The sequence below is a fragment of the Cupriavidus sp. 05L411 genome (genome assembly GCF_056398045.1).
The window spans coordinates 1-16,402 of record NZ_JBFTOQ010000083.1; the positions used below are offsets into that span (position 1 = coordinate 1).

Annotated in this window: 16 protein-coding genes and 3 pseudogenes; 4 read left to right on the forward strand and 15 right to left on the reverse strand. The window is 59.2% G+C overall.

Translation table 11 applies throughout. The features are described 5' to 3' along the window. The 5 genes and pseudogenes from AC1DQR_RS38900 to AC1DQR_RS38920 all read right to left on the reverse strand — a co-directional run. The coding region (locus tag AC1DQR_RS38900; protein WP_477135014.1) for a helix-turn-helix domain-containing protein at positions 1 to 590 on the reverse strand (590 nt) is incomplete at its 3' end. A gap of 31 nt (positions 591 to 621) precedes the next feature. Beyond that, positions 622 to 746 (reverse strand): annotated as a pseudogene (locus tag AC1DQR_RS38905) (transposase); the annotation flags it as partial. Positions 747 to 976: 230 nt separating this feature from the next. Then, on the reverse strand, positions 977 to 1,324 hold the full coding sequence (locus tag AC1DQR_RS38910) for a carboxymuconolactone decarboxylase family protein (RefSeq protein ID WP_416046725.1): 348 nt from the start codon (positions 1,322 to 1,324) through the stop codon (positions 977 to 979). Between the two features lie 32 nt (positions 1,325 to 1,356). Continuing rightward, entirely contained in the window at positions 1,357 to 1,560 is a 204-nt protein-coding gene (locus AC1DQR_RS38915; RefSeq protein ID WP_416046724.1) for a YgaP family membrane protein, read from the reverse strand. Positions 1,561 to 1,740: 180 nt separating this feature from the next. Continuing rightward, a complete protein-coding gene (locus AC1DQR_RS38920; RefSeq protein ID WP_477135003.1) occupies positions 1,741 to 2,559 on the reverse strand; it encodes a c-type cytochrome in 819 nt (272 codons plus the stop codon). 1,087 nt (positions 2,560 to 3,646) lie between these two features. Here AC1DQR_RS38920 and AC1DQR_RS38925 point away from each other — a divergent pair. Together AC1DQR_RS38925 and AC1DQR_RS38930 are read left to right on the forward strand one after the other, a co-directional pair. Beyond that, the gene (locus AC1DQR_RS38925; RefSeq protein ID WP_477135004.1) at positions 3,647 to 4,783 is read left to right on the forward strand and encodes a hypothetical protein; all 1,137 of its coding nucleotides are present in this window, start codon (positions 3,647 to 3,649) and stop codon (positions 4,781 to 4,783) included. Further along, complete coding sequence (locus AC1DQR_RS38930; protein ID WP_477135005.1) at positions 4,780 to 5,247, forward strand: hypothetical protein; 468 nt, start codon at positions 4,780 to 4,782, stop codon at positions 5,245 to 5,247. Before AC1DQR_RS38925 ends, AC1DQR_RS38930 begins: the two co-directional genes overlap by 4 nt. Before the next feature lie 117 nt (positions 5,248 to 5,364). Here the strand turns inward: AC1DQR_RS38930 and AC1DQR_RS38935 are convergent. From AC1DQR_RS38935 to AC1DQR_RS38970, 8 genes and pseudogenes are all read right to left on the reverse strand, one after another. Further along, a pseudogene (locus AC1DQR_RS38935) lies at positions 5,365 to 5,584 on the reverse strand (transposase); the annotation flags it as partial. A gap of 615 nt (positions 5,585 to 6,199) precedes the next feature. Then, entirely contained in the window at positions 6,200 to 6,862 is a 663-nt protein-coding gene (locus AC1DQR_RS38940) for a ProQ/FinO family protein (RefSeq protein ID WP_477135006.1), read from the reverse strand. Between the two features lie 13 nt (positions 6,863 to 6,875). After that, positions 6,876 to 7,139 (reverse strand): hypothetical protein, encoded by a 264-nt coding sequence (locus tag AC1DQR_RS38945; protein ID WP_477135007.1) that lies wholly within the window; start codon positions 7,137 to 7,139, stop codon positions 6,876 to 6,878. Between the two features lie 471 nt (positions 7,140 to 7,610). After that, positions 7,611 to 8,627: a Bug family tripartite tricarboxylate transporter substrate binding protein gene (locus AC1DQR_RS38950; RefSeq protein ID WP_477135008.1), complete on the reverse strand. Its 1,017-nt coding sequence runs from the start codon at positions 8,625 to 8,627 to the stop codon at positions 7,611 to 7,613. A gap of 77 nt (positions 8,628 to 8,704) precedes the next feature. Further along, a complete protein-coding gene (locus AC1DQR_RS38955; RefSeq protein ID WP_477135009.1) occupies positions 8,705 to 10,174 on the reverse strand; it encodes an FAD-dependent oxidoreductase in 1,470 nt (489 codons plus the stop codon). Positions 10,175 to 10,197: 23 nt separating this feature from the next. After that, complete coding sequence (locus AC1DQR_RS38960; protein WP_477135010.1) at positions 10,198 to 11,673, reverse strand: aldehyde dehydrogenase; 1,476 nt, start codon at positions 11,671 to 11,673, stop codon at positions 10,198 to 10,200. Between the two features lie 117 nt (positions 11,674 to 11,790). After that, complete coding sequence (locus AC1DQR_RS38965) at positions 11,791 to 13,011, reverse strand: amino acid aminotransferase (RefSeq protein WP_477135011.1); 1,221 nt, start codon at positions 13,009 to 13,011, stop codon at positions 11,791 to 11,793. 136 nt (positions 13,012 to 13,147) lie between these two features. Then, positions 13,148 to 14,053 (reverse strand): LysR family transcriptional regulator, encoded by a 906-nt coding sequence (locus tag AC1DQR_RS38970; protein ID WP_477135012.1) that lies wholly within the window; start codon positions 14,051 to 14,053, stop codon positions 13,148 to 13,150. A 130-nt stretch (positions 14,054 to 14,183) separates the two neighbouring features. Between AC1DQR_RS38970 and AC1DQR_RS38975 the strand changes: the two genes are divergently transcribed. Continuing rightward, positions 14,184 to 14,489: a hypothetical protein gene (locus tag AC1DQR_RS38975; RefSeq protein WP_477135013.1), complete on the forward strand. Its 306-nt coding sequence runs from the start codon at positions 14,184 to 14,186 to the stop codon at positions 14,487 to 14,489. A gap of 143 nt (positions 14,490 to 14,632) precedes the next feature. Continuing rightward, a complete protein-coding gene (locus AC1DQR_RS38980) occupies positions 14,633 to 15,208 on the forward strand; it encodes a LysR substrate-binding domain-containing protein (protein WP_477135015.1) in 576 nt (191 codons plus the stop codon). Positions 15,209 to 15,265: 57 nt separating this feature from the next. Here AC1DQR_RS38980 and AC1DQR_RS38985 read toward each other — a convergent pair. Both AC1DQR_RS38985 and AC1DQR_RS38990 read right to left on the reverse strand, forming a co-directional pair. Beyond that, positions 15,266 to 15,374: pseudogene (locus AC1DQR_RS38985) on the reverse strand (IS6 family transposase); the annotation flags it as partial. A 135-nt stretch (positions 15,375 to 15,509) separates the two neighbouring features. Further along, positions 15,510 to 16,181: a glutathione S-transferase family protein gene (locus tag AC1DQR_RS38990; RefSeq protein WP_416047224.1), complete on the reverse strand. Its 672-nt coding sequence runs from the start codon at positions 16,179 to 16,181 to the stop codon at positions 15,510 to 15,512. Positions 16,182 to 16,402: the final 221 nt, after the last annotated feature.

Here is a 16,402-nt window from a genome sequence, read left to right on the forward strand (position 1 = left end):
GCGGCTGGCAACGGGGTCTTGCGATCGTAGAGCTTGGCAAAGGCCACCTTCGAGTAGGTGTCGACGAAGGTCTGCTGGTAGACGCGGCCCACGCCTTTGAGCGTGCCGACATAGAAGGTGTCCTGGGCTCCGCAATAGCCGGGGCACTCGGATTCGAATTCCCCGTGGGTTTCCTTTTCCAGCTTGGCGCGCTCCAGCGCGGCCAGTTGCAACTCGGTCAGGACCAGCCCTTCCTGCGCGGAYTTGGCTTCCAGCGCCTTCAGGCGCTTGCKCATGGTCTCCAGATCGTGACGCAGCCAGATGCTGCGCACGCCCTGCGGCGACACGTGCAGGGCATGGCGCTTGAGGACCTCGTTGGCAATGCGGATCTGGCCATAAGCGGGCAATTCGAGCGCCAGGGCTACCACGGCAGTTTCGACCTCGGGATCGACGCGATTCTTGAGCAGTGGCCGGCGTCGCGAAATCTCCTGCAACGCGGCTTCGCCGCCTCGCTCGTACAAYTCTTTGAAGCGGTAGAAGCTATCGCGCGAATAACCCATGACGCGACAGGCCTGGCTSACGTTGCCCAGTTGCCGGGCCMGTTCCAGTATGCCGACCTTGGTAGCTTTTACCTGATGCGCCGCCCCGCTGGGCGGGCTTGGGCAGCAGGCCTTCCATTGCCGCCCACTCCACGTCTGTCAGATCGCCCGGGTATCGTTTCGGCTTGGCCGCCATGCTTGCCGCTCTCGATGTTCTTTTTTCCACATCCGAACGTTGAACACATCTGCGGCAAATTTTTAAACGTGCCCTTACCAATTTTCAGCGCCTCTTGCTATCCGAGTGGTAAATGATGAGAACCGCGTTGTCGCACACTATCGTGCTTGGCAAAATGGTTGTGAGGACGGTGTCTCCGTTGGCATCAGCCAAAAAGCTGTTCTCCGTTCGCGCGCCGTCGAGTGGGGGGAAGCGTCCACATTATTCGCAGCGAACGCTTCGCTTAGACCGAGAAATCCTCAAATGCCTTCAAGGCATGCGTGGCGTACATCATCGAAGGCCCGCCTCCCATATACACTGCGGTGCCCAGCACTTCCTCCAATTCGGCTCGCGTTGTCCCCAACTTAACAAGCGTCTGGACGTGAAAGCCGATGCAATCATCGCAGCGGCATGCGACCGATATACCTAACGCCACCAACTCTCTCGTCTTCTTGCTCAGCGCCCCCTCCTTGGTGCCAGCGGTTGCTAGTTGACTGAACGCTGCCATCAAATCCGGTTGTGTCTGCCGCAAGGCGCGCATCTCGGTTGCGACCTCTTTGGTGAGCTCGTTGTATTCTGGAATGTGACTCATGCTATCTCCTTCTAATAGTGCATTAGCTTCGCTTACTTGGTCTTGGTGTCGGGAGACGAACATGTTTTCACGCCCAGGACGCTGTAGGCGGGGCAGACGCGCACCAGGCCTGTCAAGAGCGGAAGCATGCCAATCCAACCCCATGCGCCGACCCGTCCTGTCGCAGCTAGTCCAATCAGGACTAGCCCAACGACAATCCGTAGTGTCCGGTCAACGGTTCCAACGTTCGCTTGCATGGCAGGCTCCTTATCGGGAAGAAGATCATGTGGATGAGGACGCTGGATTGCGGCAACTTTCCAGCATCACGGGCTTTTGAGGCAAACACTAACTCGATAACTTTACGGGCTGCGGGGCGCAGCACAATGATGTAGCGCAATCACTTGTGAATTTGTGGCGCTGAGACACGTCTTCGCGCGTTAGCGAGCATCTTTCGGCCTGTCGCCTTTGGGCCAGTCTTTTACCCTGGCCGCATAATCCGGTCGCGGCTGCTGGGTGAAGTACGCAGCGACATCCACGGCGTCCTGCGCCGACAGCGTTCCGCCTTGGCCGAGCGGCATATTGTGTTTGACGAAGGCGGCTGCCGTGTACATGCGTGCCATGCCAGCACCGACGTTGAACGAATCCTTGCCCCAGACTGGCGGGAAGATGTAGCCGCCTTGCGGGTTTTTGGTACCTTGGCCTTCCGCCCCGTGGCATGAGGCACATTGCGCTGCGTACACCGCCTTGCCATGCACGCGGTCCGGCACCAACGAGGTATCTATTTTCTCGAATCCTCTGCCAGTCACGTTCGCGCCAGTCGAGACCCCGGTGGACAGCCACTTCATATAGGACAGGATGGCATTCATCTCAGCCGAGTCGAATGGAAGCGGCTTGCCGTTCATCGAGCGCTGGAAGCAGTCGTTAATGCGCTCCTGAAGGGAGTTGACCTTGGCGCTGCGGGAGCGGTATTCCGGAAAGACGGCGGTGAGGCCTACCCAGGGCGACGCATAGGCTGTTGTCCCGGCATTGAGGTGACAGCTTGTGCAATTCAGGCCATTGCCGACGTTGCCGGGAAGTTGCTTGTGAGTGTCCGTCAGCAGCGCCTTGCCGCGCTTGATGGCATCGCCCATCGGCCCCTTGGGAATCGAGGCTTCGTCAGGGACGGGCATGGCCACGGTCGCCGGTTGAGAAAGTGCTGGCACGCTGACTGCCGACAGAAAGGCAATGGCCACAGTGCCAAGTTTGATGGTGTTCAAGAGTGTCTCCTCGGGGAAGGGGGTACCGATTGATTTGTGTGTGCTGTTGTGTATTTGTACTTGGCAGTCAGTGGTACTCAGGCAGCCAGTGCGACCTTCGCCACCATGCTGAAGGCAATGAGGCCGGCGACCAGCGACGCTATTGCGAAGTGTTCCGCTACTGTCACTCCTGCGCATCGTTGCCCAATGGAGTCGGCATGTCCACGGTGCGGGTATGAGACGCCGTTTCGCGTAAACGTGCAACTGCTTGAGGCGCCATACCGTTGCGCGCATTGCCACGTACGCTATGTTCGGCAGGTGCTATGGCGACCCGGCAGTGATCGACGTATGAAGCCGGAGCACCGCCAAGCGTTGGCGCGGGCTTACTTTGAGCATGGCCTGGGATGCAGGAGCCTTGGGTAGTCACGGACACTGGCTTGAGCGCATACCGCGATCACAGCCGCTGCAGTAAGGCGGTCAGGATTTTCGATTCCGTTTTAGGTCGCCGATCGCGGTCACCAGATGGTCGGGGGCCCGGAGTTTTAGGGCTGCGCAGTCGCGTCGCGCACCTGATTGACACCTTCGCGAACCTCAGGTGGTGACAACTTTACTGTGCATGATGTAAGTCTTTGATTTCATTGATGTTGCGTCGGACCGATCTGCCGCTGTCTTGCAGATCGACAACATTACTTCGGAAACAGTGACAACTTTCCTTTGGTCTACGCTTGTGCTGGACATCTGCATTGGCAGTAGCACGAGGGCGTGCGTGAGCACCGGGCGAAGGTTCATCGGTATGGAGCGCCACGTCTGAGCACGAAGAGGATATCCGGCCAAGATTGCCCGTGGTAGTGCGTCCACTCCTTGATGCAAATCCGGCGAAATTAGCGATGCTGAATGTGGCGAGGATCGGCATGGTATTGCCGATGTGAGCGCTCCTGGCCGAGGCGGGCGATTGCATGTCTGCATGATTGGGCATGATGACATAGTGTCATGAGGGAGCCACACTGCGGGTCAACAATGCAGGGCTTCGACGGGCGGCAATCACCGCTCGATCCCTCCCGCAGGGCCCCGCTCGCGCTTTCAATCGCCGTACCACCACTCTAGAGCCATGAAGATTCGTCGTCTCCCACAGCCGGCTACCCGCCACTACTCCATCCCGTTGCTGGCCGCCGTCGTTGCATCGCTCGCCGCTTGCGGCGGCGATGGCACGGACAACGCCGCGGCACCCTCTGCGAGCAGTCCGGGGCTGCCCCCGGCCACGGCGCCCGCTGCGGCGATCACGCAGGTCAAGCTGGCCGGCTGGCCCGGCCTGAACGGGTTGACGGTGAAGGCCAACGGCGTGCAGGTCCAGACCGATGCTGGCACCTTTTCCGTCGACAGCACCAGCACGTTGACGCTGGAAGTGGCTGGCATCGAACTGGCGGCGATCGCACCCAAGCCTGTCATCACGCTGTTCGATCTGCAGCCCGAGCGCGACTGCCAGAGCACGCCGGCACTGGGCAAGCTGGCCAGCTTGCTGCTCACTCTCGATGCCGACCAGGACCCCACCAACGGCATTACTATCCCGCCGCTCATTGCATCGGCCCCCGGCGTCAAGCTGGCGGCGTTGTCGGAAGCCGATCTGCTGGCGCTGGAGACCAGGCTGGTTGGCCGCAGTTTGCCGGTCGTCGCGGCGCTGCGCGCCGTGAACAACGCGCTGGACCAGGAGACCTGGACGGAAGCCGCCGCGCAACGCACGTCGTTCGTCAATGACATGTCGGTGCTGCAGCAATACCTGGACCGTGTGCTGAATCAGCTAGCGCTGGACGCCAAGACACTGACCGGTTTTTCTTACCTTACCGATGACCAGGTGGCCAGGATCCCGGCCACGCTGAAAAGCCAGGGCCTGGCGTTCGACGGCGGCACGCCGGTGTTTTCCTGGCGCTACGGCCTGCAGCGGACCGATGCCGGCTATGCGCCGGTGCTCAACCGACCGCTGGCGCTGCCGGCCGATATCCAGGCGGGATACGGCGCTTTCCCGGGGGGGCCGCACATGGGCATATCGGCGACATCGATATCGCCGACGGTAAGCTCTACGCGCCGATCGAAGACGAGGACGATTCGTCGCAGCAGTCCTATATCGCCGTGTTCGACGCAAAGACCTTGCAGTACACCGGTGAGAATTACGCGCTGCCGCTTGCCGAGCACGCCGATGGCGTGCCCTGGGTGGCTGTGGATGCGCCTCGCAAACAGTTCTACACGGTGACGTGGAGCACGGCGGCGGCCAATAACCTCAATGTGTTCGACCTGGCCACCTTCAAGCTGATCCGATCGGTGCCGCTGCAACTCTCATTCAACGGGAAGCGAGTGCAGGGAGCCAAGGTCTACAAAGGCATGCTGTACGCGTCCGCCGATACCAAGGACACGGTCAACGGGCTGAAGCGCAAGCGCATCTACAAGATCGACACGGTCAGCGGCAGCGTGATGGAGTTGCTGGCCTACGATGAACCCGACCGTACCGAAGCCGAAGGGCTGGCGTTCGGCCCGGACGGGACCTTGCACCTGATGGTGGTGGCACCGTACACCACGCCACTGTACGCGCAGACCGGCAATGCCAAACCGTTCGACCAGAGCTACAGCATCGATGGCGACGACTGGAATCCGTCCGCGACGCTACGTCATTTCACGCGCGACGCGCAACCGTTGCGGGAGAAGATCTGCGCCATGTAGGCGATGCCTCGTCGAACAAACTGAAAGTGTCACTGGAAATCGACTGAGATCTGGCTGACGATCGTACTGCGGTGGCACTTATCCCTTCGTTTTCGGATTTTAGCGAAGCCAAAAGCAGTGGTTCCACACTTCGTCTTCCATCGCCAGGCCAACGAACCAACGAACCAACGAAACAGCGTGTCGTAGCGCATTTGCTCCATCAACATGCGCTCGCTGCGCACCGAGTAGAGCACTTGCAACACAGTGCGTACAGCGACTTCTCCAGCGCGATCGAGGCACGTCCGCTGTCGGCATAGATGGTGCTAAACAGCCCGTTAAGGTCCTTCAGCGCATCATTGGAGCTGTTTTGTTGAGCAAATTCTTGGGGTGGCTGATGGGACTCGAACCCACGACGGGTCTTTTCGAAGAACCGTGATCGGTTGCTTGAACACAAGGTAATCGAGCGCTCTTTCACTATGGTGACTAACCTTGGCGAACATCCCTTGGTTGTTAAAATGCAATTAATCGCCGCGATTCATCCCCGACTTTAAACATGGGCTCGCTGCACAGGCTACCTGCAAAAGACGCGTCGCGGTTTGAGAGCCGAACGGAAGGGCCTTTCGCATCAGCAGGATAACCATTCCATTCACTGATGCGCCTGCGTGAATTCCCGCTGCTCATCGTGTTCGCTGTGCAAAGCGGCGAGAGTGGTGCCGAAACCCTACCCACTCGCGTGGCGAACGTCGTCTTGGCCGTCCGCCGGACCGACAGAGCTAACCGAACCCGCGCCGGCCGGCATCGGGAAAATGGATTCCTTCACGAACGTGAATGTTCCGTGGGAGTGCCGGCACCGGAGTCCAACTGAACCTCGTCCTGCGTCATGTGGGTTTGCTCTAAGGTCACCGGCTTCCTCTCCGTGCTGTTTCCACATCCCCAGTGGCGCTGGTTCCAGTGTCGGTACGCCGGCGCGATGTCATACCAAATGGTGCGGATCTATTTGGGCGACATGTTTCCGGGCGGGGGCAACTTCCGAGCTCCAGCCTCCATGTGCACGTGAGGCGCGTACGGCAAGGCCTGGAGCAGGAAGTCCAGGGCGCGCGACTGTGTCTGCAGTGGTGGCTGCGGCAGGCAGCTCAACGGGGAGCCATTGATTCAAGTCGTGGAGCGCAGGGATGTGATGCCGGATGGCGCTTCGTCGGGGCACTTCACCCGCGCAGATGCACGCACGCGCACCCCCAAAGTACAAATCAGTTGGGTTTCGGCGCCATCGCGGGCTGCGATAACGCGCCGCACGTTGGGCTTGTTGTCCCTGCACCCGGTTAGCATCGGCCAGTAAAACGTGTCCCGCCTCCTGACCCGCCAGATCCACTTGCGGGGTACCACCGCCGGTCCAGTAGCGAGTGCCGCGGTACCAGGTCCGGATCGCATCGCGCAACACCGACCCCGCGAGGCCAAGTTTTTGCACGCGCGGGACGAGATCCTTGAAGATGCCAATCTTGAGCGGCACCTTCGGCGCAGGATTCGTCGGAGACATCTTGGGGAAGCGCTTTTGCGGCTTCATGATGGCCTGGAGCACCGGATCGACGGACTTAACTGGCTTCGCTGGGCGGGGCGAAGCCTTTTGGGGGGGGCGCACGTCTTCCCAGCCATCAAGAAAGCAGTGCAGTTGTAGCGATCACCGTCCGGCTCTCGAAATTGCTGAATCGTCTCAAGGTCAGATTCATCATGAAGAGCCCGGACTGAACGGAAACCGGCACGGCGCCGCCCAGAAAGCCGTAGATATAGATCGTCGAATTCATCGGCAGACCCGGCGCAATCCTGGTTGGCAAGTCGCCGCCGACACCGTCGAATATCGCCGTCGTTCCCAGTTCGGCGGACAACACGCTGAGCTTATCGGTGAAGCTTGCGCGCACTTCAGGTGCAGAACCTTGGAAGGATCGTCACGCCGAGGCCGCCGCGCACTATCGCGACGGCGGTCATCATGTACGTCGGTTCGCACGCGATGTCCAACACGACTGCGCCAGTGTGCCACGCCTTGCTACAAACGCCAGCGTTCTTTACCCTGTTGCGCCAGATCGACGAAGACCTGATGCAAGCCGTCCATCAGATTGGCTGCTACCATTGTGGCCATCCACTGCACTGAGCGGACTATCCCCGCAAGCCGCGGGGTTGCCCGCCGGCGGCGCGCCCGGATTGCGGCACGCACCTGAGCCTATGCTGCGCCGGCTGCCGTAAACGCACGACGCCAGGTTCGGTGCGGTTCCTCGGTCGGCGCGTCTACCTAGCGATCATTCTGGTGGCTGCGATCGAGCCGCACCCGCGGCCCCGGCAGCCACGTTCGCAGTATTAGTGTGCACCATTCGCAGAATAGCGATCTGCAACACTTACTCTTCCACGCGAATGCGAGCGGCCTTGACGGCGGCTCCCCAACGTTGGTTCTCGGCTTGAACAAATTCGCCAAACTTTTTGGGGTCGATGGTGATCGGTGTATAACCCATGTCCGCCATTCGCGCTCGGAACTCGGGTTGGCTGGTGGCCCGGGCGACTTGAGCTTGAATCGCATCCACAACCGCTTGCGGCGTGTTCGGCGGCGCCAGTATGCCGAACCAAGTATCGGCATCGATGGCATAGCCACTTTCCGTCAGAGTTGGGACGTCTTTGATCGACGGAAACCTCTCCGGAGAACTAAGTGCGTACAGTCGCAGTTTGGTCTTGTTGGCAACTGCCAGTGGCGTCGGGATAAACGCGTAATCGACTTGGCCTCCCATGACCGCGGTCATGACGGGCGCCGCGCCTCCAAAGGGCACTTCGAGCATGTTGTCAATTTGAGCTTTTGTTTTCAGAAGCTCCATGCCCATCTGCGCCATGCTGCCCGGTCCCCAGTGCCCATAAGAGAGGGAGCCTTTCTTGGCTTTCGCGACAACATCCTGCACAGTCTTTGTGTCAGCGTCTGGCCTGCTCGCCAAGACGAATCCCATCTTTGCCACGGGGGCAACGGGACGGAAGCCGTTGGGCTGGAATTGCACCACCTTCTTGTGAATGTGCGGTGCCACGGAGATGAAGTCAGCTGCAGCAAACAGAAGCGTGTAGCCGTCTGCCGGCAATCCATAGACCACGTTGGCACCAATGACGCCGTTCGCGCCGGGCCGGTTCTCGACCACAATTGCCTGCCCGAGGTTGTTTCCGATGCCGGAAACTACTAACCGGGTCAGGACATCGGTCCCGCCACCAGGCGCATAGGGGACCACCAGACGGATGGGCTTGTTAGGAGTCCAGCCAGGTTGGGAAAGGGCCGGCTGCGAGGCACTAAGGGTCGCAACGAAGGCAAGGGCTGCCATGGCTACACGCGTGCCTGCCCGCACGACTCCGGTGAGCCGTGGAATCTGAGTTCCGAATTTCATGATTGTCTCTCGCTACTTTTAGTAGCTTGTGTTTTGGGAGCAGCCGTCCTAAAACGGCTGTAGGGACCACATCGATATCAACGCTTTTTCGACTGTGCGGCCGCATGTTCGCCGGCGAGCTTGCCAAACACGGCGCCGCGCATCACGGAAGTGGCGCCGGTGTAAACTTGGTAGTAGAGTCCCGACGCTTCCCCAGCGGCATAAAGCCCTGGAATCGCCTTGCCATCAGAGTCTACGACTTGTGCATTGCGATTGACCTTGATTCCGCCGAACGTAAAGCAGATGCCAGGCATGATCGGGTAGGCGAAGTACGGGCCGGTGTCAATCGGGCGTGCCCAGTTTGACTTGGGCGGCACAATGCCGACGGTGCTGAGGTTGTCGACCTCGAGGGGACGAAACTCGCCAGCTTGGCAGGCGCTGTTATACGACTGGACGGTTCGCTCAAGGGCATCTGGTGGGATGCCGCACTTGGCGGCCAGCTCGGCGATTGTCTCCCCTCGCAACGGCGGTTGATCGGTGCGTATGCCCTTCTTCCAATTTGGCACGTCATTGATTCGTTCATCGAAGATTACGTAGGCAAGACCGTCGGGCTGGTCCTTGAAGGCTCGCGATATATGGTCATAGTGCACGTCGACGGGGCCCGGCGCTTCGTCGGTAAAGCGCTGACCAAGCTTGTTGACAAGGATCCCGTAGGGGAAATTCATGACCAGCGCCTCGACTTGAGCTGATCGAGGGTCGAGGGGCTCGGCATGAAAGGAGCTAAAGTCCCCGGCCGGCGCCGCGCCGAGGTCCAACGCCATCCGAATGCCCTCGCCCTTGTTGTGGTACCCGCCCCGCGCCACCGGTCGGACGTATCTGGCTGCATGGCCGAGATACTGGGTCAGCATCTCTTGATTGCCCTCAAAGCCGCCCGAGGCGATGACTACGTTGCGGCCGAGCAGCTCAAACGCATCCCCTTGCGCATCGACAAGGCTCAAACGAAGATCGCCACTCGTATCGCGTCGCGCCAGTCGTGTGGCCGTGGTTTCGTAGAAAAATTTCACGCCAAGATCGGAAGCGTGCGCGTGCAGGGCTTCGATCATGGCAAGCCCTCCACCGACCGGCATTAATCGCGGTGCAGCAGCAGTGACAAAGTACGTTGGCAGCGCGTCGAAGCGAATGCCAAAGGACTGCAGCCACTGCACAGTGGGTCCCGCCTCGCATGACAACGTCGAGAGCAGTTCCGGATCCGGCATGCCGTGGGCCTTGACGTACGGGGGCCAGTCTTCGTACGGCGCGGCCATGCTTCGAATCACGTTAGGATCAAGATTGTCACCTGCATTGGCGCTGAGCAACTCATCGAAATCGTCGCTGACTTCCGAATCGCTCTTCATGCGGAAGTAAGCTTCTGTCCAACGTGTGTTGCCGCCGAATTCTTCGCACGTGGCACGTTCGAGAACCGCCACGCTTACGCCTTGGCTGGCTGCAGCCACAGCGGCAGAGAGTCCGGAGATGCCGCAGCCGATTACCACTACATCGAAGCGCGCGGCACTGTTTGCAGTGCTCATGATATGTCTCCTCTCGAAGGGGTTCAGTACTTGCGAATGAACGGGTCCGGCATTTCCAGGTCCGTGGAGATCCAGACGCTCTTGGTCTCCAGGAATTCCTTTACCGCTTCGATTCCGCCTTCCCGACCCAGGCCGCTGTCTTTGTACCCGCCAAATGGCGTCGTGAAGCTGGTAGAACGATAGTTGTTGATCCAAACTGTGCCGGCGTGCAGTCGTTCAGACATGTACATCGTGCGGTGCAGGCTCTTCGTCCATACCCCGGCTGCCAAGCCAAAGCGGATATCGTTGGCAATACGCAGTGCGTCATCTTCGTCCTTGAACTTGAGCACCGACAGCACGGGACCGAACACCTCTTCCTGCGCAATTCGCATGTTGTTCGTTACGTTCGTGAAGATGGTGGGCTCCACAAACTGGCATGCGCCATATTCAGGTCCGGTGGGTACATTGCCACCGAATGCGCACGTCGCACCTTCCTCCTTTGCGATGCGAATGTAGTCGACGACCTTCTCGAACTGGGGGCGGGTCGCCACAGGGCCCACTTGGACATCGGAGCGCGATGGATCTCCCAGCTTGGCCTTGCTCGTAATGGAGATCAGGCGCTCAACAAACTCGTCGTGGATGCTCTCCTGCAGCAGCAGGCGCGAGCCGGCCATGCAAGTTTGACCGCCGGCGGAGAAGATGCCCGTAATGACGCCGTTGGCGGCATTGGTCAGGTCGGCATCCTCGAAAACGATATTGGGGGACTTGCCTCCGAGTTCCAGAGTCACCTTTTTGAAGTGCTTGGCGGCAGCCCTGTTGACGCGGCGGCCGCCTTCGTCACCGCCCGTAAAGGCGATCATTGGAACGAGCGGGTGCTCGACCAGCGGCTCGCCAACGTCTTTGCCAAAACCGGTGATGACATTGAACACCCCCGGGGGGAACCCAGCCTTAACGAAGAGCTTTGCAAGCTCCAGCAGGGAAACGGACGTGTGCTCTGACGGCTTGGCCACGATGGTGTTGCCTGCGCACAGCGCGGGTGCCACTTTCCATGCGGACAGCAGTAGGGAAGAATTCCAAGGCGTAATGGTACCGATTACGCCGATAGGCTCTTGCCGCGTGTAGTTGAAGACCTTCGGCTTGTCCATCGGCACAACGGAGCCGTGAATCTTGTCGGCCATGCCGGCGTAATAGTAAAAGTACTTGGCCACATAGCCGACTTGACCCCGAACCTCGGTGCGCAGTTTGCCGTTGTCACGCGCCTCGACTTCGGTAAGAAGATCGAGGTTCTCTTCGATCAGCCCGGCTAGCTTGTAGAGCAGCATACCCCGCGCCGTCGGGGAGAGCTTTGACCATGGACCATTCAGCGCGGCATGCGCAGCCTGCGCTGCACGGTCCACGTCCTCACGGGTGCCGCGCGGGATCTGTGCCCACGGCTCACCGTTGTACGGGTCCAGAGAATCGAACCATTCGCCCAGTTCGGGATCGACGAATTCGTTATTGATGAAGAGCTGGTATTGCATGGAAGTGTCCCCTGTGATTGGTAGGATGGTCAGCGACTTGTCGCTTCCTGTATGTAATTCTGGTCGCAGCGCTACTTGCTGACAAACGAGAAGAACTCCAGAGAAGATGAGGTTTTGTCACGAACTCAACGCGGCTGCCTGCGCCTGGAAGGCGCAGGCCATCGCTTTGGCAACGTGTTCGAGGTTGCGGCTGTTCAGAGCCGCCACACAGATACGCCCGGTGTCTACGCCATAGATCCCGTGATCCTCACGTAGACGCTGCATCTGCACCGCGTCGAGCCGTGAATAGCTGAACATGCCCTTCTGTCGCGTGATGAATGAAAAATCCTTGTCGATGCCGTACGACTGAAGAGCCGTGGCCAGTTGTTGGCGGACTCGAAGGATGCGAAGTCGGATTGACTCTAACTCGGCCTGCCAATGCTCTCGCAGTGCGGGCGTTGACAGTACGGTCGTTACGAGGCGACCGCCGTGCGAGGGAGGGTTGGAATAGTTTGTGCGGATCAGGGCCTTAAGCTGGGAGCGAACGCGTGCGGCAGCCTCCGTGTCGGGGCAGACGACTGACAAGGCGCCAACGCGCTCGCCATACAGCGAGAAGTTCTTTGAGAACGAAGTGGCAACCAGGAAGGGCAGACCCGACGAAAGGAAGGTCCGGACAACGGCCGCATCATCTTCGAGCCCATCGCCAAAACCCTGATACGCAATGTCCAACAAGGGAATCAGCTGTCGGCGCGCAATCGTCTCCATGACTGCCGACCACGCTTCTGCCGGTAGATCATATCCGGTAGGGTTGTGGCAGCAGGCGTGGAGCACCACGACGGTGCCTGGAGCAGCCGACGAGAGATCTGCAATCATGCCGTCCAGGTCCGGCGTCTTGGCGCCGGCGGAAAGATAGCGATATGTACCCACATAGAGTCCGGCGCCACCAAGGACGCCGCGATGATTGTCCCAGGTGGGGTCGCTAACCATCGCGCGATCAGCACCCCCCCATTGTCTGAGGAAGTCTGCCGCCAGCCGCAATGCGCTGGTACCTCCCACGGTTTGTACCGTCGCGATTCGGCGCGCATCCGAGAGGTTGGCCATTGGCCCAAACACGACGGGAAGCACAGCATCCTGGAATGCGGTCGGCCCGTCGATTGGCTGGTAACCTCGGGCAAGGCGAGATGCAACGAGCGATGCCTCCGCTTCCGCAACGCAATCGAGAAGGGGTATCTTGCCGGAGTCGTCGTAGTAGACGCCAACGGCGAGATTGACCTTGTCATTGCGAGGATCTTGGGAAAACTGCTCGTTCAGCCCAAGGATAGGGTCCCGCGCCGCCATTGGTATCGTCGAAAGAAACATCTTGAACTCGCTCTGCATTATTGAGCTAGTTATTTTCCGGACGACCCACTAGGGCGTAAAACGAGTTTTTCTCCACTACTCGTGCGTTCGACGCAAGTATCTGGCCAATACGTGCCTTATGCGGCACACAAAGGAGTTACTTTAGTCTCGCACTGAATTCCGCCTCAATGCCAACAACCCAGTCCCGGAACACCTTGACCAGTTCCGAGTCCTTCTTGCGTTCGGGATAGACAAGACAGTAGCGCTTCTCATGCTTGAGCGTCAGGTCGAACGCCACCACCAAGTCGTTGCGTGCAATCTCGTCCTGCACATAAAAGCGCGGTACTAGCCCAGCGCCTAAGCCGGCCCGAGCAGCTTCAATCACCATGCCATAAAGCTCGAAATGCATGCCCGGAACAGGCGTGAAGTCGGCTACTCCGGCCAATTCAAACCAGTGCTTCCACGCCTCCGGCCTTGTGGACTTATGCAGCAGTGGGAGCGCCGTCAGATTCGAAGGAGTCGACAACGACTCCACGTCGAAGTATCGGGGGCTAAGAATTGGGACCAACTCCTCGGCAAATAAGTCCACCTTCACCACATTGGTCCAAGATGGGTGATCGAAGTTAAGGGCTGCGTCAAAGTTCGTATCGTCGAAGCGGAAGGGAAGGGGCCGCTCGGACAGATTCAGGATGATGTCAGGATGCCGTTCCTTGAAGTCTCGCAGCCGAGGGAGCAGCCACCTATTGGCGAAGGTAGGAATAACCGCGAGTTCCAGAACCCCGCCGACGCCCTTGTGAGACATCAGTGCCGATGTGTGTGCCTCGATGTCAGATAGGTTCCGCGCAATATTCTTAAGATAAAGGCGGCCCGCATCGTTAAGGACCACTTGTTTGCGAACGCGCGTAAAGAGCTTCACGCCGAGAAAAGTCTCCAACGTCGCGATTTGCCTGCTAACTGCGCTTTCGGTTAGACAGACTTCGTTCGCAGCGCGGGCAAAGCTGCCTTGCCGGGCTGCTGCCTCGAAAACCGTCAGCGCAATAGTGCTGGGAATGTTGCGTCTCATGAGTGATACCTGCAGTGCATGCGAAAACCGCATCATTTGCTGATTATTACGCAATTGCAGTAGGAGGGTCGGATGCCGATACTCCGGAGTTACCCGCAGCAGAGCGGGGAAGCGATAAAAGGAGACAAGTATGGGCCAGAGCCTAATGCACCGGATCCGGGAGGCCATGGTTGAAGCGGCGCCGTTCGAGCCTCTGGTCAGCCACCATGACCGCGATGTGGCCATCACGCTATTGCGCCGGGCACTCATCAGAGGTGATGCGGAAGAAACGCTTGTTTATCTCGCGGCTGCGGTTGAACTCCGGGCCTTCATCTCGGAAGACATTTGGCACCATTGCCGTGACGCTGCCAACGATAGCGGCGACGCCGCGCTCGGCCGCCTCTTTCGCAGCGCGCGCGGTCGGTCCTACATCTCACCAATCGCGCGCAAACGATAGCTAACCGGCATGTGCCCAAGCACGTGAGCGCGGTAAACAGTACCGCCTATGAACTCGTCTCTAGGTTCTTGATCGGCATAGGGGGCGGCGGCTAGCCGCGCCCCTGCCACACCACCTGGCATGCGGGTCCGCACCAGGCCAGACTGTCCAGCTTCCAACAGAAGAATCCTGACGTGCTCCTGCAGTACCACATGACGTCCGGGCCCCTCGACTTCACGCGCGACAAGGTAAGCGTAGCCATTCGCTTGTCGTCGCAGGAACCGCCGCGGGATGTCATCCGCACAGATATCTGCAGTGAATGGGTAGGCCCTGTATGCTCACCCGAATATCTAAGGACACTCGAGCTACGCACGACTACAGACTTGCAGCGGGCCCGGCTAATCTATTCACACACTCGTGAACGTGCTTGGTTGGAATGGAAGGAATGTTATGCCCCGGAGATGGGAGAACTGATTTTAGATGAGGGCTTTCCGCACTTTTATCTACTGATCCAGGCAGCTCGATGCGGATTGGGCATCGCCAACGTACCGCGCATGCTGGTTCAGGACGACCTGAACAGCGGCACTTTGGTTGCGCCGTTCGGCTTCGTTGCTGGGCCCAACAGACTCACGATTTGGGTGGCCTCGCACCTAACGGAGCGTTCCGAGACCAAGCGGTTGATCGATTGGCTAAGCGGCGAGCTACGCGCAGACGAGAGACAAAATCGTGCAATGGCTTAGCCTGGACAATTGTCTTGGAAGCTATGTTCTGAAAGTCCGGTTTCCGCTCACAAGCACTTGGCCGCGCACCAGCATGTAGGTCTCGTCCATGCGCCAGCTTTTCCCCACCAACCGGGCGCTTGGAGCGGCGAAAGATTGTGTTTAGCGCCGGTAGCAACTTCAGCGCCCGCTCGACGGATTGGATATGTCGCGTTTCGTCGATCATTGGCTGCCAGCCCGCTAACGCCGGACTATGATGAAGAAAGATTACTGTTCGGCGTGATAGAACATTTCCTACATGTCAGTTCGGCACTCGCTACGGTTAGGCTGCAGCGATGAGCGCTCCTTGCTGACGGAGATGCGTCTGGAAACGATCGGCATAGTCTTCGACCACGACATCCCTCACGCTGGGACGCGCCGCAAGCGCGGTGCGCCAAGCTGAAATGCGCGGAAGACCGTCGAAGATCTGATGCGCGACCGTCCCGTCGATGATTCCGAAGTAGCGGAAGAGCGGGGCGTAAACCGCATCGACCATGCCAAAGGCCGCGCCCGCGAAAAACGGCCCCATGCCCATTTCTGACTCCAGCTTGCCGAGCCGTTCGCGAAATGCGGTGCGCTTAGCATCGGCAGTCCCAGAGTCGCGAGCGTGGAGGAACTGCCAAGCTTCGGCGAAGGTCTGGGTGGCAAACTCGATCCACGCCCGGTGTCGGGCGCGAGACAGCGCGTCAGCGGGGTACATCGCCGCGCCGCCCTGCGTTTCGTCAAGGTACTCGCAAATGACCACGCTTTCGAACAAGATCGCGTCCTCCACGTTGGCCTGTCGCACCTTGAGTACCGGCACCTTGCCTGTCGGCGAAAGTGCCAAGAACCAGTCTGGCTTGGCTGACAGATCGACGTTTATCCGATCGAATTCGACGCCCTTCTCAAGAAGCACGATTGCGGCGCGCTGGACGAATGGGCACAGTGGATGACTTATTAGCGTAAGTGTGTTCATTGTGTCTTGTGGCCCTGGATGGTTTATCAAACAGAAACCGCGGCACAGAAGTCGCCCAATTCTTGGGCTACGCGTAAGCGTCCGGCCATTGCCGTCCTTGACGGCGGTAGGCGAAGCCAGATTGTGATGCAGGAGGGAGTTATGGAGTTGGCGCGTCGAGGGTCGCCAACTCTGCAGCGACGGCCCAGGGCAGCAGTTCTTCGATCCGGTTGATCGGATGA